This is a genomic window from Mailhella massiliensis (genome assembly GCF_020741395.1).
Classification (GTDB): Bacteria; Desulfobacterota; Desulfovibrionia; order Desulfovibrionales; family Desulfovibrionaceae; genus Mailhella; species Mailhella massiliensis_A.
Window position 1 is genome coordinate 1 of record NZ_DYZA01000090.1, and the last position, 22136, is coordinate 22136.

Sequence of the window (22136 nt, forward strand, 5' to 3'; positions counted from 1 at the left end):
CAGGTGAACCCCATCATGACTGCCGGTGTGGACGCGGCCAACGCGCTTCTGGCTATCAAGCATCTTGTCTTCGATACGAAAAAGATCACCATGGATCAGCTTCTGGAAGCGCTCAAGGCCAACTTTGAAGGCTATGAGGATATCCGCAAAATGTGCTTTGAAGCGCCCAAGCACGGCAACGACTACCCCGAAATCGAAGCTTTCGTGCAGCGTTTCTACCATGACGTGGACGAAATCCACAGCTCCGTGGGCCCGGACTGCTTCGGTTACAGGACTCCTCTGGACGCCTATTCCCTGTCGTACCACAACTATTTCGGTTCGCTCATGGGCGCCCTGCCCACGGGCCGCAAGGCGGGCGTCGCCCTCACCGACGGCAGCGTGTCCGCCATGCCCGGCACCGACCATGAGGGCATCACCGCGCTCATCAAGTCCGGTGCGGAAGCCATTGACACCGTGCGCTACGGGGCCAACCATTTCAATGTGAAGTTCCTGCCTTCTGCGCTGGAAGGCCCGCAGGGCGCGCGCAACCTCATTGCCCTCATCAAGACCTACTGCGATTACGGCGGCTCGCACATACAGTTCAACTGCGTGAGCTCCGACACCCTGCAGCACGCACAGGACAATCCGCAGGAATACAAGGATCTCGTGGTCCGCGTGGCCGGCTTCAGCGCCTACTTCACCCGTCTTGACCGCGGTGTGCAGAACGAGATCATCAAGCGCACGGAATACGCGAGCTAGTCATAAAAGCGCTCTCGGGGTGCACAGAAAGGCCGGGGCGCCCTGCGCCCCGGCCGGGAAATACTGACCTGCCGGGTATTCCGGCATAAAAACGGCAGCCGTCTTCAGGGGAGGAAGGCCATGAGCCAGGGAACCGTGTATAATATTCAGCGTATGTCCACCAAGGACGGCCCCGGCATCAGAACCACCGTGTTTCTGAAAGGCTGCCCTCTGCACTGTCTCTGGTGCAGCAATCCCGAATCCCAGAGCTTCGTCCCAGAGCTGCTTTTTTTCCGCAATCTGTGCACGGGGTGCGGGGCATGCGTGGCCTCCTGCCCTGCCGGGGCGGCCGTGCAGGAGGAAGGCATATCGGGACTGGATAGAAGCCGCTGCCTCTCCTGCGGGGCCTGTGCCGCCGTATGCCCCACGAAGGCGAGAGAAATGAGCGGCAGGCTCATGAGCGTGGAAGAGGTGCTGGCCGTACTGCGTAAGGATGCGCTTTTTTATGAAAATTCCGGCGGCGGCGTCACCTTCGGCGGCGGCGAGCCTACGGCGGCCGGGCAGTTCTTCCTGGACTTGGTGGAAGCTTCCGTCATGGAAGGCTGGCATGTCACGGTAGATACCTGCGGATTCTGCCCGGAAGAGCGTTTCCGCAAGGCCCTTGCCATGGCGGATCTTTTCCTTTTCGACGTGAAGCACATGGATCCTGTGCGGCACAGGGAGCTCACCGGCCAGGACAACGCCCTTATCCTGCGCAACATGGAAGCCGCGCTTCTCTCCGGCAGGGAAGTGCGCATCCGTATGCCGCTCATGCCCGGCCTCAACGATTCCGAGGAAAACATCGCCGCCATGGCGGACTTCTTCGGGAAATTCGGGCGCAGTGAAATAGAGATCATGCCGTGTCACGCCTTCGGCCGCAACAAGTATGCGGCGCTTTCCCTGCCTTTCCCGGCAGTCGGTCAGTACACGCCGGAAGCGCTTCAGCATGTGCGGGAGCGTTTTGCAGGGCACGGCCTTTCCACTGTCATTGTATAAAAAAAAGAGGAAACGACCATGTTTACCGTGAATATAGGCGAAGAGATGCTGGAAAAGCTCCGCGCCATGCTGGAAGACGAGGATGAAGATACCTGTGTGCGTCTGCGCGAATACAAAGTCGGCGGCGGATGACATTGCAAGATCGTGCTCGGGCTGGGCATGGATGAAATGGATGAGGACGAGGACGAAAAGGTTGTCGTGGAGGATGTTCCCTTCATTGCCGACAACGATTTCCTCATGAAATACGGCAAGGCCTTTGAGCTGAGCTTCAACGACGACAGGCAGGTCGTGCTCACGGCGCTTTCCTCGCTCGGATAGCGGCGCTTTTAAGGAGCCGGGAACCTGCCCGTACGGGAGATGAGATGATGTTTACTGTGACTGTCAACGAAGAAATACTGGCTAAACTCCGCTCCATGCTGGAAGACGAAGATGAAGGCACCTGCGTGCGCCTGCGCGAATATACCCTGGGCGGGGGCTGCCGTTCCCGTATCGTGCTGGGCCTCGCCATGGAAGAGATGGACGGGGACGAAGACGAAAGCGTGCAGGTGGAAGACGTGACCTTCATTGCCGACGGTGATTTTCTTCTGAGATACGGCAGGAAATTCGCTCTGGGCTTCAACGAGGAAAAGCAGGTGGAAGTCCGCGCTCTGGAAGAGCAGAACTGACGGATCTTCAAGGCATTGCGCCCTTCCTCAGTTCCCGGGAAGGGCGCGGGAGAGAGCCCGCTTTCCGTATGCGTGCGGGAGGCGGGTTTTTGACGCGAAAAGGGCGGAGCGTGCGAGGCGCGCCGTACGGGAGGAAACATGGCGGACTATGCGGATATGCACGCGTTTCTCATGCGGGAGCTTCGCCTCATGCATGAGCCGGTGGGCATACGGTTCTTTTTCGAGGCGGAGGAGCTGGAAGCTTTTCGCGGCAGGGGGCTGCATGTAGAGCCTGTCCGGCCGCTGACCTTCTGTCAGGCGGAGCTTGGCGCGCGCATGGAAGGGCTTATCGTCCTTCTGGACATGAAAAAGCTCTGGTGCACCGACGCGCGCTGCGTGTTCGGTGTGGATCCCGTAAGCGAGGGCGTGGTGCGCGACCTTCTGCGTTTCGGCAAGGACGAGGCGCAGGTGCGCCGTTTTGTGGAGAGCAAGCCCTGCATGAAGCGCGCTCCTCTGGCCGTGGCCTTTTCCCCCCTGCGAATGCAGGAAGGCGTGCCCGACGTGGTGCATTTCTGCTGCGACAACATGCAGGCGTATCACCTTGTGGACGATTGGATAGCCGTTTCCGACGTGCACCCTTTCCGGCCTTCTCTCAGCATCAATTCCGCGGTATGCGGAGGCACCGCCTTCAGTTTCCTTCACGGGCAGGCCAACATGACTCTTGCCTGCGCGGGAAGCTATAATTCCGGCAAAATGGAGCGCGGAGAAATTAATGTCATGATTCCCGGATCTCACATGGAAGCCGTGTTTTCCCGCATGAAGGAGCGCGTGGAGAAAACGGGCGGTGTTTCCCTCACGCGTTCGGGCCAGCCTTTTCCCGGTGCAGATATCTGCCAGAACTGCCCGGTTATCGTGTTCAAAAAGCCTGCGGAGCGGCCCGTAAAGTGACGTTTTTTGCCTGTCTCAGAGAAAAAGGCCGTTTCCCCGTGGGGAAGCGGCCTTTTTCGTTATGGATACGTTCATCCGGGATATGGCGCCCGTCGCGTCATGGCAAGGCATCTTTTGCCTGAGGGACTGCGTGCCATACCGCAGGAACTTCAGAACAGGCTGAGCTGGCTTGCCGTGGTTTTCGTATGCTTTGTCAGCTTGACGGCGTGGAAACGGGCAAGGGGCAGCAGGGGCGAGGGGGGGAGTGAGAGCGTATGCCCGTACAGGGTACGGCGGGCGGCCGAGGAAAGGAATACCGCCTCGGATGCTCTGGTGATGCCCACATAGAGGAGGCGCTGTTCTTCTTCCACAGGGGGAGGTGTGAAATCGTCCTTCTTGCCGAGCAGCGCGCCCACACCGGAGAAGGGCAGAAGCCCGTCTTCTGCGCCGGGAATGAAGACAGCCTTGAATTCCAGCCCCTTGGAAGCGTGCAGGGTCATAATCTGTACATATTCCGCCTGTGAGCGCACAGTGTCGATATCACGCCGGAAGGACACGAAGGACAGCAGTTTTTTCCAGTTTCCGTGTTCCTTCCATGCGAGGCGGAGGCTGCGGAACGCCGTGGAATCCTTGAACAGCGGATCGAAACATGCGGGGCGGGCGGCAAGCACCGCCTCCGGCCCTGCGGCCCAGGTTTCTTCCGGTACGTCATTGAGCGGGCCGTCCTCAGAGGTGGCGGGGGCGGGGGCAGCCGGAGCCATGGCTGCCAGAAGGGGGAAGCGCCCGGCGTCGAGGAAGGCGGCTTCCCTGCGGGAATGTTCTCTGCGCTGTAGAAAGCGTGCCGCAGCCTGGAGCATGAGGTCCACGCGCTCATCGTTCCAGAAGGCTTCCGCCTCAGGTGCGGCGCAGGGGATGCCCCTTTTTTCCAGGGCCGCGCGTATGGGGGGGATGAGGGCCTTCAGGCGGCAGAGCACGGCGATTTCTCCGGGGCTGCACGAACCGGCTTCCAGGTGGCAGCCCGAAAGCTGTTCATGCAGGTCGGCCTGCTGGTGGGAGGTGCCGCCGAGGAGGTAGGCGATGCGGTCGGCTATCCAGGCAGCTTCGCGTTCCGCGTTCGGCGCGGTCATCCATTGCAGGGTGGCGGAGGCTCCGGTCACGGACGTAAGTTCGCCGCAGGCTCCCCTGCCGTCCAGCGCGTCGTGCCCGGCTTCCAGAATGGCCGCCGCGGAGCGGTGGCTTTCAGTGAGGCCGAGCACGCGAAGCTGCGGCCAGCGCTCGCGCAGGGCGTTTTCAATGCCGGCATCTGCTCCTCGGAAACCGTAAATGGACTGGTCCGGGTCGCCTATACCGAAGAAGCCCGAACCGTCGGCAGGGGTGAGGGCCTGCACGAGCTCCTTCTGCAGGGGAGAAAGGTCCTGTACCTCATCCACAAGAATATGTTTCCAGGGCTTGGCCGCCCCGTAATTTCTGCTTTTGAGCTCAAAAAGCCAGGCTTCCGGCAGATCGGTATAGTCCGCGAGGTTGCGTTCCTTTTTCCATCGGCGGTAATTTTCCGCCGGACGAGCAAGTTCTTCCTCCATGGTTAGAGTTTCGCGGGCCATTTCCAGGCGGTCGTAGAGTCTGTCCGCCTCTTTTTTCTCCAGGCCGGGGTTGGCCTCAGCAAAGGCCTTGCGCGCGCCTTCTTCGGAAAGCACCGCCGGCGCTTCTCCTACCCAGCGCTTCAGGGCCAGGGCGTGCAGGGTATCCGTTTCCGGCAGGGCGGCTTCGCCTTCCTGCGCGTCGTTGCCGAGCGCCGCGGCCAGCCTTGCGCGCATCTCTTCCGCCGCGCGCCTCGTGAACGTCACGGCTACAATGTCCGAGGCGGGTGTGCCGGAGCGCAGAAGGTTCACCATACGGCCTACAAGGGTGCGCGTTTTACCTGAGCCCGGGCCGGCCAGCACGAGCACGGGGCCGGGGCCTGCAAGAAGCGCCTCCTTCTGCATCGGGCTGAAGGAATCCGCGGAAAAGGTATTTTCCCGGGAAGAGGCTTTTTCCGGGTGAGGGAGGGGAGCTTCCCGCCCTTTTTGCCGTTCAGCCTTTGCGGAGGCGGAGTTTTCCCGCGCCGCGTTTTTGCGCCGAGCGGCAGGGACGCGTTCCAGCAGCGAAGGGGTATTCTCATCTTCCTCGAACAGGCGGATGACGCCGTATTCCCCGTCGTAGCCCGCGTGGCGTATGACTTTTCCTGCGCGCATGCGGGCGACGGCTTCGCCGAGTTCCGGCCAGGCATGGCGCAGGTCGCTCTCGGGAACTTCCTGCAGAATAGCCATTTCCGAGCCGAAGCGCTCCAGAAGACCGGCGTATTTTTCCTGCGCCTTTCTGGTCTTTGAGCCGCAGTGCAGGATTTCCCCCAGAATTTCCGGCAGCGGAATGAGGGACTGGAAATCCTTGCCCGGGCAGGGAGGGGCGCTTCGGTCGGCCAGGGCAAGCACGCGGTGCAGCACCCCCACGGTGAGGGGCTTGCCGCAGACCGGGCAGATATTGTTCAGCTTCATACATTCGGCAGGCTCCAGCACGACGCCGCAGGCTCGGTGCCCGTCGAGATGGTACTTGCCTTCTTCAGGGAAGAATTCCAGCGTACCCGCATAGCGGGTTTCCCCTGCTTTCTGTTGGAGGGCGTCGAAGATGCCGTCGTAGGTCGCCGGGCCTTCAAAAAGCGTGGCTTCACGGGCGAGGTTTTCCCCGGAGTGCGCGTCGGAACTGGAGACCATGAGCAGGTGGTCGAGGTGGCTCCAGCAGCGGTTCATGTCCGGGTCGGAGGAGAGGCCGGTTTCCGCTGCGAAAATATGGGGCGTCAGGTCTTCAAAACATTCTTCCAGGCTGTCGAATCCGGACTTGGAGCCGAAGAGCGCGAACCACGGCGTCCAGATATGGGCGGGGATCATGAAGGCGCGGGGAATATCCAGCACCATGGAGAGCAGATCCTTCACATCGAGGCCTAGGATGGGCCTGCCGTCGGATTTCAGGTTGCCTATGGCTTCCAGCTTTTCACAGAGTCTGTCCGCGGATTCGAAATCCGGCACATACACAAGGCTGTGTATCTTGCGTACTGCGCCGTTTTTCTTGTAAATGGAACTGATTTCCGCCTCAAGCATGAATTTCGGCTCGCACGGGGCAAGGCCCGCGAGGTGCGGGATTTCGCGGCGTACGTCGTCGCTGTTCAGAGATTTTTTCAGGCGGAAGAGGCCGCTTTCTTCGTCCTTTTCCAGCTGTTCGCGCAGTTCCTCACGCCATGCGGGGTGCGTGAAGTCGCCCGTGGCAAGCACGTCGATGCCCTTGACTCCGGCCCAGGCGGCGAGATGAGGCAGGGTAAGACGGGAACTGGTGGCGCGGGAAAAACGGGAATGTATGTGCAGGTCGGCTCGGAACATGGGTGACTCGCGGCGGGAAAGGATGAAAAGCCGGCCGGACTGAGCCGGGCCGTGAATGTTTCTGCCCCGTTATAGCGGGAACGGCCTCGGGGTGCAATGCGGACGCAGGCGGGGAGTATGGGGAAATGATGAAAAATACTGCGGATGCGGCGGGCTTTCCCGCCGGACTGGAGCAGCCGGAGGGAAGCTTTCGTTTCAGCACCGACGCGTTGCTTCTGGCTTCTTTCGCACAGAAACTTCTCCGGAGGGAAGATGCCGTTTTCGCCGAGCTCGGCACCGGATGCGGGGTGGCGGCCATGGCCGTATTGCGGGAGCGCCTTCTGTGGCGCGCCGTGGGCGTGGAGATCATGCCCGCTCTTGCGGAGGCCGCCCGCCGCAATGCCTGCCGCCTCGGCCTTGAGGGGCGCTTTTTCGTGGTGGAAGGCGACGTGGCCGCCCGCTCCGTCCTGGACAGGGTAAGGGAGGCCTTTGCGCCGGAAGGCGGGGGAAAGCGCCTTTTTCCTCTGGTGATGTGCAACCCCCCGTGGAGGAGGGAAGGGGAAGGCCGCCTGCCGCCCTCTCCTTTGCGTCGTGCCGCGCTTTTCGGCACGGAACAGACGTTCCGGGATTTTTTTCTGGCCGCCGACGCCCTGCTGGAAAACGGAGGTCAGCTTGCGGTGGTGAGCGGTGCGGAGCGCACGGCGGAACTTCTGGCCGCCCTGCCCAAGCGCCTGCATGCGGAAAAACTGCAATTCGTCTTTACCAGGGAAAACGCGCCCGCCGCTTTCGTGCTCCTTGGAGCGCGGAAGAACGGCCGCTCCGCACTTTGCGTGGAGAAGCGGGAACTCCGGACTCGGTGAGCGGCCGGTACAGGGCGCTGTGCCGGGCTGAATATCATGCACGGCGCGCCTCTGTCTGCCCCTGCGCTTCCCGCAGCTTAGCGTTCCGACCAGATGAGCCTTTTGTTCTTCACATTGAGCCTGCCGAGGGGCAGGGAGTTCCAGCGCAGAAGCACAGCGCGCGCATCCGCCGGGACGGAAGAGGGGGCCTGCAGGCTCTGGCCCTTGAGCAACCCTAAAATAAGCTTCAGCCCTTCAGTCCCTTCGAGGTCAAGATGCGGGCCCGGGCCTTCGATGCGCACGCGCGGGGAGAGGCGCAGCTCCCCGTTTCTGCCGGTTTTTCCCATGTACAGCCCCTGCCAGTGCAGATCTTCCGGCAGAAGGGAGAGGGCGGGAATGGGCAGGGCGTGCAGGCTCTGGCCGAAACGCCCTATTTCCGCATGCACGCGGCGTACGTCCAGGCCCTGGGCGCGGAGCTCTTCTTCGCTCGCTACTTCGGCGAGCACGGGGCGATCCGTCTGCGGGAGAGGATCTTCCGCAACGCCCGGCTTGCGCAGCCTTGCCACAAAAAAGCCCTGAGTGTCGCCCTTTTTGGGATTCAGGCACCATACGCCTTCACAGCCCTGCGGGGCCTGGAGGTCGAAGCCCGGCATATCGTCCAGAGCTTCCAGCGTGAGGCCGAGCTCCTTTCCGGCGAAGAGCACCTGCTTTTCGTTTTCTTCAACATCCGTAGTGCAGGTGGAATAGACCATGACGCCGCCGGGACGCAGCAGCCGGGCTGCCTCGCGCAGAAGTTCCCTCTGCAGGCGGATGAGCGGGGCTACTTTATCGTCTTTCCAGATATCCATGACACGGGGATTCTTTTCCACCGTTCCCCAGCCGGAGCAGGGCGGATCGAGCTGAATGTAGTCCCATGAGGCGTCGGGCAGGGGAAGCTTTTCTCCGCTTCTGCAGCAGGTCACGGTCTGGGTGAGGCCCATGACGTGAAGGTTGCGGCGCAGGTTGGCGAGACGCACGGGGGAAGGCTCGTTGCCGAGCACCATGCCGTGAGGCCCCACCAGCCAGGCAAGCTGGCTGGTCTTGCTGCCGGGGCTTGCGCACATGTCGAGAACCAGGGCGCCCTTCGGCGGGTTGAGAGCCACGGGCGGCAGCATGGAGGCCCGATCCTGGATATAGATAAGCCCGAAGAAACCGGCCAGGCTGCTGCCCAGGGGGAAAGGCTCTTCCCACAGGCGCCTCGCAGGGGCGAAGAACGGGTCTTCCTCAAAGCGGAATCCCTGAAGGCGGAGCATTTCTTCGGCGACAGGGATTTCTTCCTGAGCGCATGCAAAACGGAAAGAGCGGCGTGCGGTGGTCGTGGGTTCCAAAATAACTCCAAAGCGGGAATTGTTACAAAAAAGGGAGGGGCCGTGATGTTGCTGTTTGGGGCGAGAAAGTGTAGAGTGCCTTGCAAATCCTTCAAGGAGTTTTCTATGTCCAGACGTTTTCTGCCCGCTCTTTGGGCATTTACCCTTCTGCTTCTCATGACGCAAGTGCCCGCCTTCGCGGCCACCTATGTAGTGTCGCCCTTCTCGGTCTCCGGTGCCAAGGGATATTCCTATCTCGGGCAGGCCGTGCCGTCCATGCTTACGTCGCGGCTCTACCTCCAGGGGAAGTTCGAGCCCGTGGAGCGCCAGGATTCCGCGTTGAAGGAAAAAACGCCCGGTTCCAAAAGCGCCGCAGAAGCCATGGGCCGGAAATTCGGGGCTGACTATGTGGTCTGGGGCGGCATCACCGTCATGGGCGATCAGGCCAGCCTTGATGTGAGCGTGCTTTCCCCGAACGGCAAGGTGTGGAAGGAATCATCCACCAGCTCCGTGAACGCCCTTATCGGTGGTCTTCAGGCCGTGGCGGACAGCATCAATGTTGAAGTGTTCGGCCGCACCGACGTCACCCGCACAGCCTCCGGCTCGGCAGGCGCCCCCGCAGGTGCCCCCGGCGCGCCGAACAGTGCCTTTGTGGTGAATGAAAGTCATGGCCGTGTGGAGGGCGACACTTATCTCAATCCTGCCCTGCGCTATCAGGGCACGGAATCCGCACGCGCCCAGATCCGCAGCCAGATGATCAACTTTGAATGTCTCGGCATGGAAGTGGCCGATATCAACGGTGACGGCAGAAATGAAGTGCTTCTGCTCAGCCCCAGCACCCTGAATGCCTATACCTGGAAGAACGGCAACAAGCTTGTGGAGGTGGGCGAATACCGCTTCCCCTCTTCCATGAGGCCCGTGCTTGTGCGTCACTACAGCCAGAACGGTACGGACTACATTATCCTCACCGGCTTTGAGGAAAACGGCTACACTCCCTATTCCCAGGTACTTCAGTTCGTCAACGGTAAGTTCAAGGTGGTGGTGAAGAGCATCGACCGTTACCTGAACGTGGTCAAGATCCCTCCTCTGTATGAATCCGTGCTTGTCATGCAGGACGGCGATCGCAGCAAAGTGGTGCGCGGGCCTATTTATCAAGTCCACATCAAGGGGGACGACGTGGTTCGCAGCGGTAAGCTGTCCAACCTGCCCAAGGAGGCCACGCTGTTCAATTTCTCCTGGATTCCTGCCGACAGAGGCCGTCAGGGCGATCATCTGGCGCTTATTGCGGAAAACGAAACACTGCTTACCTTCGATGCCCGCGGCAACCGTCTTGCCGGTACGGAAGATACTTACGGCGGCAGCTCCGTCTATATCGTGGGCGACAGAGGTATAGGCAGCACCACCTCCTCCAGCGACGGTACCGATCTGGTGCTCTATTATGTGCCCATGCGCATGCCCGTGGTGGATCTCGACCGCGACGGCCGCTATGAACTCATCAGCAACAAACCCGTTACCACTGCGGGCAAGCTGTTCACCAACTACCGCACCTATCCTCAGGGTGAGATACATGCCATGCTGTGGAACGGCATGGGTATGGAGCTTCTCTGGAAGACCCGCCGCATCAGCGGCACGGTGTGTGAGGTGGCGGTGGCCGACGTGGACAATAACGGCAAGCTGGATCTTGTCGTAGCCGTCAACGCCTACGGCGGGCTCACCTCCGGCCTGAAGACCCGCTGCGCCGTGTACATGTATCCGCTGGATACCACCAAGGTCAACGCGAAGCCCAATTATCAGGAATAACGCTTTTCCCTCCGGGGGTCCCATGTCCGACAAGACCGATCCGGCCATGCTGCCGGAAGTGACATTCTCCACCTTTGTGCTGTCTCTCGCTTCTTCTGCTCTGGTGCATCTGGGCGAGGTGCCGAATCCCGAAACCGGGAGCGTGGCCTGCAATGAAGTGCTGGCCCGCAATGCCATAGACGTGCTTACCATGCTCGATGACAAGACGCGCAACGGCCTCACCCCCGAGGAAAGCAAGCTCATACGGGACGTGCTCTACGAACTGCGCATGAAGTTTGTGGCTCGTTCCTGAAATATCCCAACTCAACAGGCCGGAGAAACTCCGGCCTTTTTCTGGAGTACTGCCATGCTGCGAGCCGGACTGGTCGGCGTAACGGGCTATACCGGGATGGAACTGTCCCGTATTCTGGCTTCCCATCCTTCCATCAGGCTGACGGTTGCCACGTCCAGACAGGACGCGGGAAAGCGCCTTGACGCCGTGTATCCCTTTCTTCAGGGGCTTCCCGGCTCGGAGGTGACGCTGGTGGAGCCCGACGCCGCGTTTCTTGCGCGTGAATGTGACGTGGTCTTTCTCGCTGTACCTCACGGCGTGGCCATGGAAATCGGCGCGGAACTTTACGACGCGGGCGTGAAGGTTGTCGATCTTTCGGCGGATTTTCGCCTGCGCGATGCGGAGGTATACGAGGCATGGTACAAGCCCCACACCCGCAGGGAATATATAGCGAAGGCGGTATACGGCCTGCCGGAGCTCTATGCCTCCGAAATCGCCGGAGCCCGTCTGGTGGCCAATCCGGGCTGCTACCCCACCTCTTCTATCCTCGGCCTGTATGCGGCGCTCAAAAACGGCATCATCAGGACGGATGATATCATCATCGACGCCAAATCCGGCACCACGGGCGCCGGGCGCAAGGCCGTCGTCAGTTCCCTCTACTGCGAGGTGGCTGACTCCTTCCGGCCCTACAATATCGGCGGCAAGCACAGGCATACGCCGGAAATAGAACAGGAGCTTTCTCTGGCCGCCGGGACGCCCGTGACGGTGTCTTTCAATCCCCATCTTCTGCCCATCAGCCGGGGCATACTCGCCACCATCTATACAAAGCTGACCAGCGCTCTTTCTCAGGCCGACGTGCAGGCCCTGTATGAGGATTTCTGGAAGAACAGCCCGTGGGTGCGCGTGCTTCCGGCCGGGAAACTTCCCGAAACGCGCAATGTTCGCGGTACCATGTTCTGCGACATTGCCGTCACGGTGGATCAGCGCACCGGCAGGCTCATCGTCACTTCCGCTATAGATAATCTCTGCCGGGGAGCTTCCGGTCAGGCTGTGGCCAATGCCAACCTCATGTTCGGCTTGCCTGTGGAAACGGGCCTGAACGTCGCGCCTCTTGTGCCGTAGGCCGGGACTGCATATCTCCATGAAAGAGGCGGCGAACCATGTTCCGCCGCCTCTTTCATGCTTGAGGGCGTTGAAGGCGTAAAGCGTCCGACACGATAAACCATTTTTCTGTGGGTGGATCACAAAGCAGTTATACCCAAAAAGACCTTTTCGAAAGAGCATGTCTGCTCGGGCTCCTGTTCTCGAAAAGATGTTTTTTATGATGAAAGAACGATATCATGCACATAGAAAAGGGCTGTGCAAGTACGACTCTTGTTTTCGTCTTGTATTACTGGAAGGGAGACGCCTGTCGGCGGCAACGTCTCAGGCTGATTGAAGGGGCGGAGATGAGACGCGAAGAGTTTTGCGCATAAAGCGCGGCATGCCGCAAGGCGGGATGAGCGCGCTGGCTCTCCGGACGCATGCAGCAGAGAAAGACCAGAAAAAGAGGGCGGCCGCCCGAAGGCGGCGCGCCCTGTCTGCCTGTGGAGGCGGGAAAACGGGTCAGATCTTGTTGGAGCTGCCGAGCACGTTGCGGATTTTACGCTGCACCATATCCTTCACGGCCTGGCGGGCAGGCTTGAGGTAGGCACGCGGGTCAAAGGCTTCGGGGTGTTCGGCCATGTACTTGCGGATGTTGGCCGTCATGGCAAGGCGTATGTCGGAGTCGATATTGATCTTGCACACGCCGGACTTCGCAGCCTGGCGCAGCATTTCTTCGGGCACGCCCTTGGCGTCGCCGAGCTTGCCGCCGTACTCATTGGCCATGGCCACGAATTCCTGCGGAACACTGGAGGCTCCGTGCAGCACCAGAGGATAGCCGGGCATCATGGAGGATATCTTGTCGAGGCGTTCAAAGTCGAGCTTGGCTTCGCCTTTGAACTTGTACGCGCCGTGGCTTGTGCCTATGGCAATGGCCAGGGAGTCACAACCGGAGCGCTGGGCGAATTCCACAGCCTGATCGGGGTCGGTATAGATGCTGCTTTCGGAGCTGACGTGCTCTTCCACACCGGCGAGGCGACCAAGTTCCGCTTCCACCCATACGCCGCGGTCGTGGGCATAGTCCACCACCTGCTTGGTTACGGCGATGTTTTCTTCAAAAGGCAGGTGGGAGCCGTCGATCATGACGGAGCTGAAGCCGCCGTCGATGCAGGCCTTGCAGAGTTCGAAGTCGGGGCCGTGGTCGAGATGCACAACCACCGGGATATCGGCTTCAGCAAGGGCTGCTTCCACCAGCTTCATGATGTAGACCTGACCGGCATACTTGCGGGCCCCGGCGGAAACCTGCAGAATCAGCGGGGAACGCTCTTCCGCGCCGGCCTGCATGATGCCCTGGATGATTTCCATGTTGTTGACGTTGAATGCGCCGATGGCATAGCCTTCTTTGTAGGCGCGGGCAAACATCTCTTTGGGAGTGGTAATAGGCATAAAGTTCCCTCCGGGGAGCGGGTATCATGAGAGGCATGAACAAGCGGGCGCCTCTCTGCATCTTTGTTTCTTTTGTATCCGCAGTGGGGAATTTTCGCAAGGGATAGCGCCGTAAAAGAGGCGCTCTTTCCCTAATTATGAGATAATATCCTCCCACAGCTTGTTTTCGTTCAGCTTTTTTGCGGTGTCTTTATCATTGAGGTCGATTTTCAGGGGGGAAAGGGTGGCCCAGCCCCGGTGCAGCCAGCTTTTATCGGTGCCTTCATCCTCCAGCTGGAAGTGCTGGAAGGGGTCGATCATCCAGTAATATTCCCTGCCGCGCGGGGAAAAGCGGCGTTCGTAGGAGTCCAGGCAGGCCCAGTCGGTGCTGTGCGGGCAGACTTTGAGGCCGCGTATTTCTTCCGCCGGGCAGTCGGGCAGGTTGAGGTTGTACACTCGGTGCACAGGCAGGCTGTTCCAGTCCAGGGCCGTGGCCATACGCGCCGCAAGGTCGGCATGGGCCGCCGTCAGGCCCGAATAGGCGCAGTGGGAAACCGCCATGGTCGGGATGCCGTACATGGCTGCCTGTATGGCCGCGCCCACGGTACCGGAAAAGAACACATCCTGCCCGGCGTTGGGGCCGAAGTTGATGCCGGTAATCACAAGATCCGGCTTGAAGTCGGGCATGATGCCGCGAAGGGCAAGGATCACGCAGTCGGCCGGAGTACCGGAAACGGCGATGCCTTCAAAAGGGCCTCCCTCGGCATGGGGAAGGCTGACCTTCCGGGTGAGGATGGGGCCGTGCACCGTGAGGCAGCAGCCCGCGCCGGAATGTTGTTCTGCCGGGGCTACGGCCCGTACGTCGTGCCCGGCACGCAGAAGAGCAGCGTGGAGCAGGTGCAGGTTGGAACTGTATATGCCGTCGTCGTTGCTGATGAGTATGCGCATGGTGGCTCCGTGAGGGCGGGGAAAGGCTTTGACAAGCTTTGCCTCGCCATATAGTGGAAAGAAAAAGGAATATGTCGCGGGAGAGGGCTTCTGCTCCGCTTCCCATGCTTTTTTGTATAGAACGGGAATCAAAAGTCAAATCCTTCTGAGGTAACCATGAGGGAACACCGGAATATCAGCGCCGTGTCCGCCGGAGATGAGCTTTCTTCCTGCTACCTGATCAGTCAGGCCACTCTTCAGCAGTCCCGCAACGGGCCCTACTGGAGGCTGGAGCTCAAGGACGCGAGCGGCTCTCTGGAAGCCAAGATATGGAGCCCCCTCAGCCTTTCCCTGCCCGCGCTTTCGGCAGGGCAGATGGTGAGCGTGGAAGGGCGCGTTTCCCTGTACCGGGAGCAGCTTCAGCTTACGGTGGATAATCTCCGTGTGCTCGAAGAGGAGGAAGTCGCCGCCCTGCCCGTGGAGGATTATCTGCCCTCCAGCCCGAGACCTGCCAAGGATATGCTCGACGATATAGAAAGTTTGTGTGAGGCGGAGCTGACCCATAAACCCTGGAAGAAGTTCATGCGTTCCGTGCTTTCCGACAAGAACATCCGCGCGCGTCTTCTCACGGCTCCGGCCGCGAAATCCGTGCATCACGCCTATGCCGGAGGGCTCCTGGAGCATATGCTTTCCGTAGCGAGGCTGTGTATGCTTATGGCCGGGCACTACCCGGAGCTCGACAGGCAGACGCTGCTTGCCGCGGCTCTTTTGCATGATATAGGCAAGCTTGAGGAAATGGGCGGGTTTCTGGTCACGGAATATACCGATGAGGGCAAGCTTCTCGGGCATATCGTGCAGGGAATGATCATGCTGGAGCCTTTTTTGAAAAAGGCGGGACTTGCTCCTGAGCTTGTCATGCACTTCAAGCATCTTATCGCCAGTCATCACGGCGAAGTACAGTTCGGAGCCGTGCGGGAACCCTGTACGCCGGAGGCCTTCGTGCTGCACCATGCCGACAATATCGACGCCAAGCTCGCCCAGTGCCGGAGCCTGCTGCCGCAGGACGGGGAGGAGAACGGCATGGCCTGGAGCGCCTATCAGAGCCTGCTCGGCAGAAGCCTGTGCCGGCCCGTGCGCACGCCGGAAGCTTCGGGAGAAGTAAAAGTGGCAAGGCAGGAGAGAAAAGCGGAATTGAAGCAGGAGGAACGGCAGTGTTCGTTACTGTAGAGGGTGTGGAAGGTTCGGGCAAGAGCACGCTTTTGGGGCTTCTTGCTGGAGAATTTGAAAGGCGCGGCGTGCCTTTTGTGCGCACCCGTGAGCCGGGAGGTTGCGCGCTCGGCGCTCGCATCAGGCCCCTTCTGCTCGATGTTTCGAGCCGTGTGGAGGAGAGGGCGGAACTTTTTCTTTTTCTGGCCGACAGGGCGCAGCATGTGGCGGAAACCATACGTCCTGCGCTCGCGCGCGGAGAATGGGTTCTGTGCGACCGCTACGCCGATTCCACCATCGCCTATCAGGGCTACGGGCGCGGAATGGAGGTGGAGATGCTGCAGCGCCTCAACGATTACGCCACCGGCGGTCTCTGGCCGGACAAGACGCTTCTTCTTGACCTGCCTGTGGAGACGGGGCTTGAGCGTGCCCTTGCCCGCAACGGCCGCGAGGGCCTGAGCAGAAGTGAAGGGCGCTTTGAAGCCGAGGAGCGGGCTTTTCATCAGCGCATCCGCGAGGGCTTTCTCGCCCGGGCCCGGCGCTGGCCTGAGCGCTTCTGTGTGCTGGACGCGAGTCTTGCTCCTCAGGAGATTTTTTCCCGTGCATTGGAAGCCCTGGGCCTCGGCTGCTGAAAAGCCGGCAAGGGCTTGTATGCGGAGGACGTCGTTCCCTGGGGAGAGATGTTTTTTAAGGCCGAAAACTCCCCGCTAGACGGAGAGTTCCAAAAAGGCGAAGCCCTTAAATAAGTTAAAAAATGGGTTCCTTTGAGAGATAGTCAGTTGTCTCGACTCGAGATTTATACACAAAGGAACCTAATAATGAATGACCAGAGTTTAAACCGTACCCGCTGGAACTGCGAGTATCCCATCGTTTTTGCTCCGGAATTCAGACGCGAGCTGATATACGGCAGGTATCGCAGAACTAGGAGAAATTCTGAGAAAACTGTGTGAGTACAAAGGAATAGAGATAGTGGAAACAAATGCGTGTGTGGACCGTATCCATATATGCGTCAAGATTCCACCCAAGTATGGCGTGGCGCAGATAATGGGGTATTTGAAAGGGAAGAGTTCCCTGATGATATTCGAGAGTTTTCCGTATCTGCGTTACAAGTCCGGCAATCGTCGTTTCCGGTGCACCGGTTATGTTGTCGGCGCGGTGGGAGTCAATGAGGCGACCATCATCAAGTATGTGCGGGAGCAGGAAGAACGAGACAAAATGACCGATCAGTACCGCTTGGTGGAAAGGCCCGTCAGCTCGGTTACGGGCAACAGAAAATAACTCTTCGGCAAAAGTCGAGGCAGAGCCCTTTGAAGGGCAGCCGGGTAACAGACCCGTACGTATAGGGTCAAATCAAACCGCCCCTTGAAGGGGCGGTTCTGACTTTGATGCCGTATTCCGGCGATGGGAAATCCATCTTTCATGATGCTATGCAATCGAGGCGGGAACGGCCGCGGGCTCCGGGCGACTCATGCCTGGGCGTTGCGGTAGCCGTATCATGCCCTGAACTGGCGTTGACCCCGCCAAGCCTGCATAATTACCTGCCGTTGCCGGAGCACGAGCGGAAGCGGTATCTTCTTTTCCGTCCTGGACCTTCCTCCCGTCCGTACCGACCTCCTTCACTCTGCCTGCGGCCGCAGTCCATGCCTTGGCCGCAATCGGTATTTCCTCTTTCCCGGTTGGTTCCGAAACCTGTCTGCCGCCTTTTCATCATCCGTTGCATGGGGTCCTCCTCTTTTTTTTGAAATATATTTCATAATAAGAGCCGGATAAAGGCCGGTAGTATCCAGCCGTTTGCGGTCAGTAGGCAGTCAGAAAGGCCCCGAGAGGCAGCGCTGCATCTAGAAAGGCTTCCCTGCTCATCTGGGGGTCGTAGCAAAGCAGGGCCGAACCAGTAGCGGCGTTGAACCGTATGCTTTTCCATGGGCCGCTCTTCGCCAGGGCGTCTGTGAGGGGGGAATGGAGGGATGCGTCCCTGAAGGCTTTGTGGCGCAGGCGCACGCGTCCGTCAGTAAAGCTGACTATATGGCGCATAAGCGCGGCGCGGGCTTCTTCCCTTGCTGCTGCGGAGTCCTGCCTTTCCTGTGGGCCGTTTTGGCCCGTCATGCCTTTTTCGAATAAGGAGAGCGCCGGGGTACCGGAGGACTGCCTTTTGCCTTCATGGGGGTCTTTCAGAAGAAAATCGAGGGCTTCTTCCGTCAGGGAAGCTCCCTTTTTTCCGCCCATGCCTTTCCCTCTGCCTCTCATGTTTTTGCCTGCCGAGGCAAAAGCGGAGCCTGTGCTTTTCATACTCAATCCCCTGCCCAGCAGCTTCAGAATCCCTATGGTGATGTTGCCCGTCATATGTCCTCCTTGGGGAGAGCTTTGCCGCGGCATCGTCCCATGCGTCCTACCCCCCGGCCCCGACAGGTATGTTCGCTGTGTCCTCGGCCCCGGCATTCTCGTCCCGGGACGACGCTCAGCCGTACATTGCCGCCTTCACAGAGGAGAGGAAGACCGTCGCGCAGAGCTGTGGCCACGCGTCGTCGGGCTTCCCCCAGAAGGCGGCAGAGTGTGGGAGCGGATATGCCCATGGCTTTTGCAGCCTCTTCCTGAGGGAGGCCCTCGGCATCCACCAGGCGCATGGATTCAAGCATGTCGAGGCTCAATGTCATTTCCGTCATGCCGGCCATGCCTCCTTCTGGAAGAAAACGTGTCCACGCGGGCTTGTGGGTGATGATGCGTATTTTCTGTGGGCGCATGTTCCTTCCCGTGTTTTTATTATGAAATATATTTCATATATAGAATGCTTCTCTGTACATGTCAAGGGCATCGCGGAAATAAGGGGCAAGGCATAGGAATGTCGCGTACCGTCTCTCGTTCTCGAGCCATGGAGATTCAAGCTCTGCAAAGATCGGGGCTGGCTTTTGCCGTCGAGATTCCGGGGGGGGGGTAAAAAAGCGCCGGAGAAAGTTTCACCGGCGCTTTGGGAGAGGATACGAAGAGGAAAGGCTTAAACGAGCTTCATACCGAGCAGCTTTTCTGCATTCTTATAGAAGAATTTTTCCTTGTGCTCGGGGGAGAAGTTGAAGCGTTCCAAGTCCTGTATGGCCTGCTTCATGTTGTAGCAGGGCCAGGCGGAACCGTAGAGGATGCGTTCACCGTCGAGCCATTTCATGGCGTCGCCGAACATCTGGTTGCCGGGAGCCGTGGGGTTCAGCATGTAGATATCGGGCAGAAGCCACACGTTCTTGTTGGTAATGGCTACCTGGAAGATCATGGGTATCCAGGGGTAACAGCCGTGTGCCACCACGATCTGAAGGTTCGGGAAATCGTTGGCTACATGCTGCACAGTGGCGGGATCGGAATATTCCAGTGTCCCCTGGAAGAAGCTCAGGGTAAGCACCATGGGAATACCGGCCTTTTCGCAGCGGGCGTAGAGGGGGTAGAGCACGTTGGCGTCGGCCTTGCGGGGAGGAATGGCGTAGGCGGGTTCCATGGCTACGCCCTTGATGCCGCCTTCAAGGCAGCGCTCCAGCTCGTCCATGGTTGCGGATACGCCGTGGGTGATATCCAGGCTGCCGAAGGGGATGATCTTGCCGGGAAATTCCCTGGCCATGGCGAGGATATCGTCGTTGGGCACGGAAGCCGCGTCGTTGGGAACCTGACGGCCGATGATGACGCCTGCGGAAATGCCGGCTTCTTCCATTTCCTTCCAGAACAGGTCGAGGTCTTTTTTTTCTGCGGCTTCGCTGGGAATACCGTGATACTTCTGGGGGGCGGCCTCATTGCAGACGGGGCTGAAGATGCCGAGGTTCTTGAAACCCTTGTAGGGAGGGCGGAGCCGGAAGTCGAAGATCATGATACACTCCGATGGAAAAGGGCCGAGCCCTTTTCTTTGATAAAAGAAGCGCGGTTGTCACGGCACGGCGCGGAACCTTTCCGCCCATGTCTGTTCCTCCTGCGCCGCGCGACGCAAGCGGAACCCTGCTCAAGATTCACTGACGGGCGGCCAGCTTTTTTTCATAGGCTTCCAAGGAGACTTCGCCCAGTTTCCGCCACAGGTTGTCGTAGCGTTCCACGGCGGTGTTGCGGCCTTCCTGTACGGCGCGCCTCATTTCTTCGGCGTACAGAGTGAGGGTACGGTCGGAAAGCGTTTCCAGTTCGCAGCGGAAGTAACGGCGGAACATGCTGTCGCAGTTTACATTGATGGCATGGGGATAGCGGCGGGCAGCTTCCTGGAGGAAGTGTATTTCCATGTCGGTGATTTCATCCAGCAGGGGACTTGTGGAAAGCGGGGGCAGGCGGTCGTCCATGCGGGCGTATTTTTCAATCATGAAGTTGCGGCCGGCTACGGCAGCTTCTTCCAGGTCGTTCAGATAGGACTCCAGCGTGGCGATATCGTGGGTACAGTGGTTCATCCAGCGCATGACGCGGAAGGAATTCGGCCGCGTCTGACAGACGCTGGTACCGCCCTCATTGGGCGTGGACAGGAACATGTCGAGCTCGCGTTCGACGATTTTTTCGATCAGGCGTTCCTTTTCTTCATTCATGGCAGACTCCTCAGATACGGGGCTTTTCCTGGGAAAGAGCCCTCTTGCAGATGTTCAGGTTGTAGCGGTACCCCTCAATGTCCTGACCTTCGGTATGGCCGCATCGGGCGTAGCAGGCAAGGGCTTCCTCCAACATGTCTGCAGCTTCCTTCCAGTGACTGGCGGCGGCCAGGGCTGTGCCCAGGTTACCCATGGAAAAGGCGGTTTCCGGGTGATCTCCCAGAAGCTTGCGCCGTATGGCGAGCGCCGCGCGATGATGGGCCACGCCCTCTTCGCTGCGGCCTGCTTCTTCATAAATACGTCCGAGATTATTCAGGCATGTGGAAATTTCAAGACTTTCCGGGCCGCGCTCTTTTTCCCACAGCGCTTTGGCCTGAAGGTTGAGAGCCTCCGCCCTGTCCAGATTGCGGGCCATGTATTCCCCGAAGGAAAGGGCGAAAAGGGAGGGAGCCATGCGCGGGTCATCTGCGGGAAGATAGCGGCGCAGAAGTTCCAGAGCCCTGCGTCCCGTCTCCACGCTCCGGGCAACGTCATGGCAGGCCAGCTCCGCGCGGGCAAGCGCCGTCACGGCCAGGGCAAGGCTCGCCCCGGGACTTTCTTCCAGCAGGCGGCAGGCACGGGAAAATTCTTCGCGTGCTTCTTCACTTCTGTCCTGATGGAAGAGGGCGAGGCCCAGCGCGTAGCGCAGGCCGCCTTCCTCGGCTGCGGGCAGGGCGGGATATTCCTTGAGAAGCTCCCTGAGCGCAGGCTCAGCCTGCGCATCGGGGAGGCTTTTTGCCATGTTGAAGGCGTTGCGGAAGCGTTCCATCAGTCCTCCATCACGTTGCGGCGGCGAAGTTCCGGCTCCCGGATGCCCATCTGCACCACAGGTCCGGCGGCCCACAGCCAGTTGCCCTGATTGGGGCAGAGCCCCTGGACTTCCAGTTCCTTTGCCGTCAGGGCGCAGAGTTCTTCAATGGCCTGTACGGCGGCTACGCCCTGATCCTCGTGGCTCCATTGTGCCTGCGAAAGGACGCGCAGGGTTTTTACGGTGTTTCTGCCGAGCACGGGCAGGCTTTCCGCCGCCCGGCCCGCCCATTTGTAGAAGGGCATATAGCGGCGGCTGAGCAGAAAGGCCATGGACAGGGCCGCTTCGGAAAAACGGGCCGCAGCCAGCATGGCCGCCACGAAATCGCCGCGCTGGAGACAGCGGGGCAGATTGTATTGCCCTGCCTGGGCCATGATCATGCAGCGTGAGGCTATTTTCTTTCGTCGTACGTCTTCGGGGTAATGCTTGAGAAGTTCTTCTCGAATAGCGGAAAACTCGCCTCCCTCATCCATGAATACGGCGCCGTTGGTACAGGAGCAGAGGTGATATTCGGGAATGGAGAGCCATTCCTTCCAGGTGCCCGGCACATGGTCCATGCCGAGAAAGCGCCGGTAGAAAGCCTTGACGGGCAGGGGGCCCACGCGGCCCATGCGTTTTTCGGCGCTCAGGCGGGTAGGATAACCTTCAAATACGGAAGGCAGGGCGGAAAGCGCGTGCTCTATGCGGTCAAGTTCCGAGTGAAGCAGCTCATCGTTCACCCACAGGCAGAATGCCGGTCCCCAGTCGTGATCGCGGGAAATACCGTCGTCCAACCCGAGACATTCCGAACCTTCTCCCACAAGCCCTGCTGCAGAACGAGCCATGATATCGGGGATGTGTTCTTTAAGCAGCGGAAGGGCGGACTCAAAAAAACGCCGGGAGAGTGCGAGACCTTGGAGTGACATGGAAACCTCGAAAATGGGCAGGCTTTTGTAGGAAGGAGATTGCAAGAAACGTGCCAGAAAAAAAACGGGGGATGCCGTACGCCTGAAGGAGGGGGAAGCGGCTTGGGTGATAAGATAACATACTGAACTTATAAAGAATACTGTATCATATCAGAAAGCGGACAGGTGGGGAAGAGGCTTCTTTTGCAGATCTTTTGCAGCACTTTTACCAAGGAATTTTCTTTTTTTGTGCAAAAAAGCAACAAAACG

The 22136-nt window shown here is 59.4% G+C and carries 21 protein-coding genes and 1 pseudogene; 12 read left to right on the plus strand and 10 right to left on the minus strand.

Features of this window, described 5'->3' with window-relative positions; all coding sequences use genetic code 11:
* The 5 genes from K8W16_RS04810 to K8W16_RS04830 all read left to right on the plus strand — a co-directional run.
* Window positions 1–738, plus strand: a 738-nt coding sequence (locus tag K8W16_RS04810; protein WP_304121599.1) for a glycine radical domain-containing protein, incomplete at its 5' end; no start/stop codon positions are given.
* 120 nt (window positions 739–858) lie between these two features.
* Window positions 859–1752, plus strand: coding sequence for a glycyl-radical enzyme activating protein (locus K8W16_RS04815; protein ID WP_304121601.1), 894 nt, complete (start codon window positions 859–861; stop codon window positions 1750–1752).
* Between the two features lie 18 nt (window positions 1753–1770).
* On the plus strand, window positions 1771–2070 hold the full coding sequence (locus K8W16_RS12360; RefSeq protein WP_369694456.1) for an ErpA-related iron-sulfur cluster insertion protein: 300 nt from the start codon (window positions 1771–1773) through the stop codon (window positions 2068–2070).
* Window positions 2071–2117: 47 nt separating this feature from the next.
* The gene (locus tag K8W16_RS04825) at window positions 2118–2417 is read left to right on the plus strand and encodes an ErpA-related iron-sulfur cluster insertion protein (RefSeq protein WP_304121604.1); all 300 of its coding nucleotides are present in this window, start codon (window positions 2118–2120) and stop codon (window positions 2415–2417) included.
* 138 nt (window positions 2418–2555) lie between these two features.
* A complete protein-coding gene (locus K8W16_RS04830; RefSeq protein WP_304121606.1) occupies window positions 2556–3344 on the plus strand; it encodes a DUF169 domain-containing protein in 789 nt (262 codons plus the stop codon).
* 149 nt (window positions 3345–3493) lie between these two features.
* Here K8W16_RS04830 and K8W16_RS04835 read toward each other — a convergent pair whose 3' ends face one another.
* Window positions 3494–6730, minus strand: a complete 3237-nt coding sequence (locus K8W16_RS04835; RefSeq protein ID WP_304121609.1) for a UvrD-helicase domain-containing protein — start codon at window positions 6728–6730, stop codon at window positions 3494–3496.
* A 125-nt stretch (window positions 6731–6855) separates the two neighbouring features.
* Here K8W16_RS04835 and K8W16_RS04840 point away from each other — a divergent pair, with 125 nt between their 5' ends.
* Window positions 6856–7569, plus strand: a complete 714-nt coding sequence (locus tag K8W16_RS04840; protein ID WP_304121611.1) for a tRNA1(Val) (adenine(37)-N6)-methyltransferase — start codon at window positions 6856–6858, stop codon at window positions 7567–7569.
* Window positions 7570–7646: 77 nt separating this feature from the next.
* Here K8W16_RS04840 and K8W16_RS04845 read toward each other — a convergent pair whose 3' ends face one another.
* On the minus strand, window positions 7647–8915 hold the full coding sequence (locus K8W16_RS04845) for an RsmB/NOP family class I SAM-dependent RNA methyltransferase (RefSeq protein WP_304121613.1): 1269 nt from the start codon (window positions 8913–8915) through the stop codon (window positions 7647–7649).
* A 105-nt stretch (window positions 8916–9020) separates the two neighbouring features.
* Between K8W16_RS04845 and K8W16_RS04850 the strand changes: the two genes are divergently transcribed.
* The 3 genes from K8W16_RS04850 to argC are packed head-to-tail and all read left to right on the plus strand — an operon-like array spanning window position 9021 to window position 12087.
* Window positions 9021–10694 carry a CsgG/HfaB family protein gene (locus K8W16_RS04850; RefSeq protein ID WP_304121615.1) on the plus strand — a complete coding sequence of 558 codons (1674 nt, stop codon included), beginning with the start codon at window positions 9021–9023 and terminating at the stop codon, window positions 10692–10694.
* A gap of 22 nt (window positions 10695–10716) precedes the next feature.
* A complete protein-coding gene (locus tag K8W16_RS04855; RefSeq protein ID WP_304121618.1) occupies window positions 10717–10986 on the plus strand; it encodes a DUF1844 domain-containing protein in 270 nt (89 codons plus the stop codon).
* 54 nt (window positions 10987–11040) lie between these two features.
* The gene (gene argC / locus K8W16_RS04860; protein WP_304121621.1) at window positions 11041–12087 is read left to right on the plus strand and encodes an N-acetyl-gamma-glutamyl-phosphate reductase; all 1047 of its coding nucleotides are present in this window, start codon (window positions 11041–11043) and stop codon (window positions 12085–12087) included.
* A 483-nt stretch (window positions 12088–12570) separates the two neighbouring features.
* On the opposite strand, the gene fba is transcribed toward argC, so the two are convergent.
* Both fba and surE read right to left on the minus strand, forming a co-directional pair.
* Window positions 12571–13494: a class II fructose-1,6-bisphosphate aldolase gene (gene fba, locus K8W16_RS04865; RefSeq protein WP_304121624.1), complete on the minus strand. Its 924-nt coding sequence runs from the start codon at window positions 13492–13494 to the stop codon at window positions 12571–12573.
* A 135-nt stretch (window positions 13495–13629) separates the two neighbouring features.
* Window positions 13630–14421, minus strand: a complete 792-nt coding sequence (gene surE / locus K8W16_RS04870) for a 5'/3'-nucleotidase SurE (protein ID WP_304121626.1) — start codon at window positions 14419–14421, stop codon at window positions 13630–13632.
* A gap of 156 nt (window positions 14422–14577) precedes the next feature.
* Between surE and K8W16_RS04875 the strand changes: the two genes are divergently transcribed.
* From K8W16_RS04875 to tnpA, 3 genes and pseudogenes are all read left to right on the plus strand, one after another.
* On the plus strand, window positions 14578–15627 hold the full coding sequence (locus K8W16_RS04875) for a 3'-5' exoribonuclease YhaM family protein (RefSeq protein WP_304121629.1): 1050 nt from the start codon (window positions 14578–14580) through the stop codon (window positions 15625–15627).
* Window positions 15612–16238 carry a dTMP kinase gene (gene tmk, locus K8W16_RS04880; RefSeq protein WP_304121631.1) on the plus strand — a complete coding sequence of 209 codons (627 nt, stop codon included), beginning with the start codon at window positions 15612–15614 and terminating at the stop codon, window positions 16236–16238. The genes K8W16_RS04875 and tmk overlap by 16 nt, the downstream gene beginning before the upstream one ends.
* 186 nt (window positions 16239–16424) lie before the next feature.
* Window positions 16425–16884, plus strand: a pseudogene (tnpA, locus tag K8W16_RS04885) (IS200/IS605 family transposase).
* Window positions 16885–17403: 519 nt separating this feature from the next.
* Here tnpA and K8W16_RS04890 read toward each other — a convergent pair.
* From K8W16_RS04890 to K8W16_RS04915, 6 genes are all read right to left on the minus strand, one after another.
* Window positions 17404–17946 (minus strand): hypothetical protein, encoded by a 543-nt coding sequence (locus tag K8W16_RS04890; protein WP_304121633.1) that lies wholly within the window; start codon window positions 17944–17946, stop codon window positions 17404–17406.
* A complete protein-coding gene (locus K8W16_RS04895) occupies window positions 17943–18344 on the minus strand; it encodes a DUF134 domain-containing protein (RefSeq protein ID WP_304121635.1) in 402 nt (133 codons plus the stop codon). The genes K8W16_RS04890 and K8W16_RS04895 overlap by 4 nt, the downstream gene beginning before the upstream one ends.
* A gap of 251 nt (window positions 18345–18595) precedes the next feature.
* A complete protein-coding gene (locus K8W16_RS04900; protein WP_304121639.1) occupies window positions 18596–19444 on the minus strand; it encodes an amidohydrolase family protein in 849 nt (282 codons plus the stop codon).
* A gap of 136 nt (window positions 19445–19580) precedes the next feature.
* Entirely contained in the window at window positions 19581–20135 is a 555-nt protein-coding gene (locus tag K8W16_RS04905; RefSeq protein ID WP_304121643.1) for a DUF4125 family protein, read from the minus strand.
* 10 nt (window positions 20136–20145) lie between these two features.
* Complete coding sequence (locus tag K8W16_RS04910; protein WP_304121646.1) at window positions 20146–20943, minus strand: tetratricopeptide repeat protein; 798 nt, start codon at window positions 20941–20943, stop codon at window positions 20146–20148.
* Window positions 20943–21806: a DUF4037 domain-containing protein gene (locus K8W16_RS04915; protein WP_304121648.1), complete on the minus strand. Its 864-nt coding sequence runs from the start codon at window positions 21804–21806 to the stop codon at window positions 20943–20945. The genes K8W16_RS04910 and K8W16_RS04915 overlap by 1 nt, the downstream gene beginning before the upstream one ends.
* Window positions 21807–22136 lie beyond the last annotated feature (330 nt).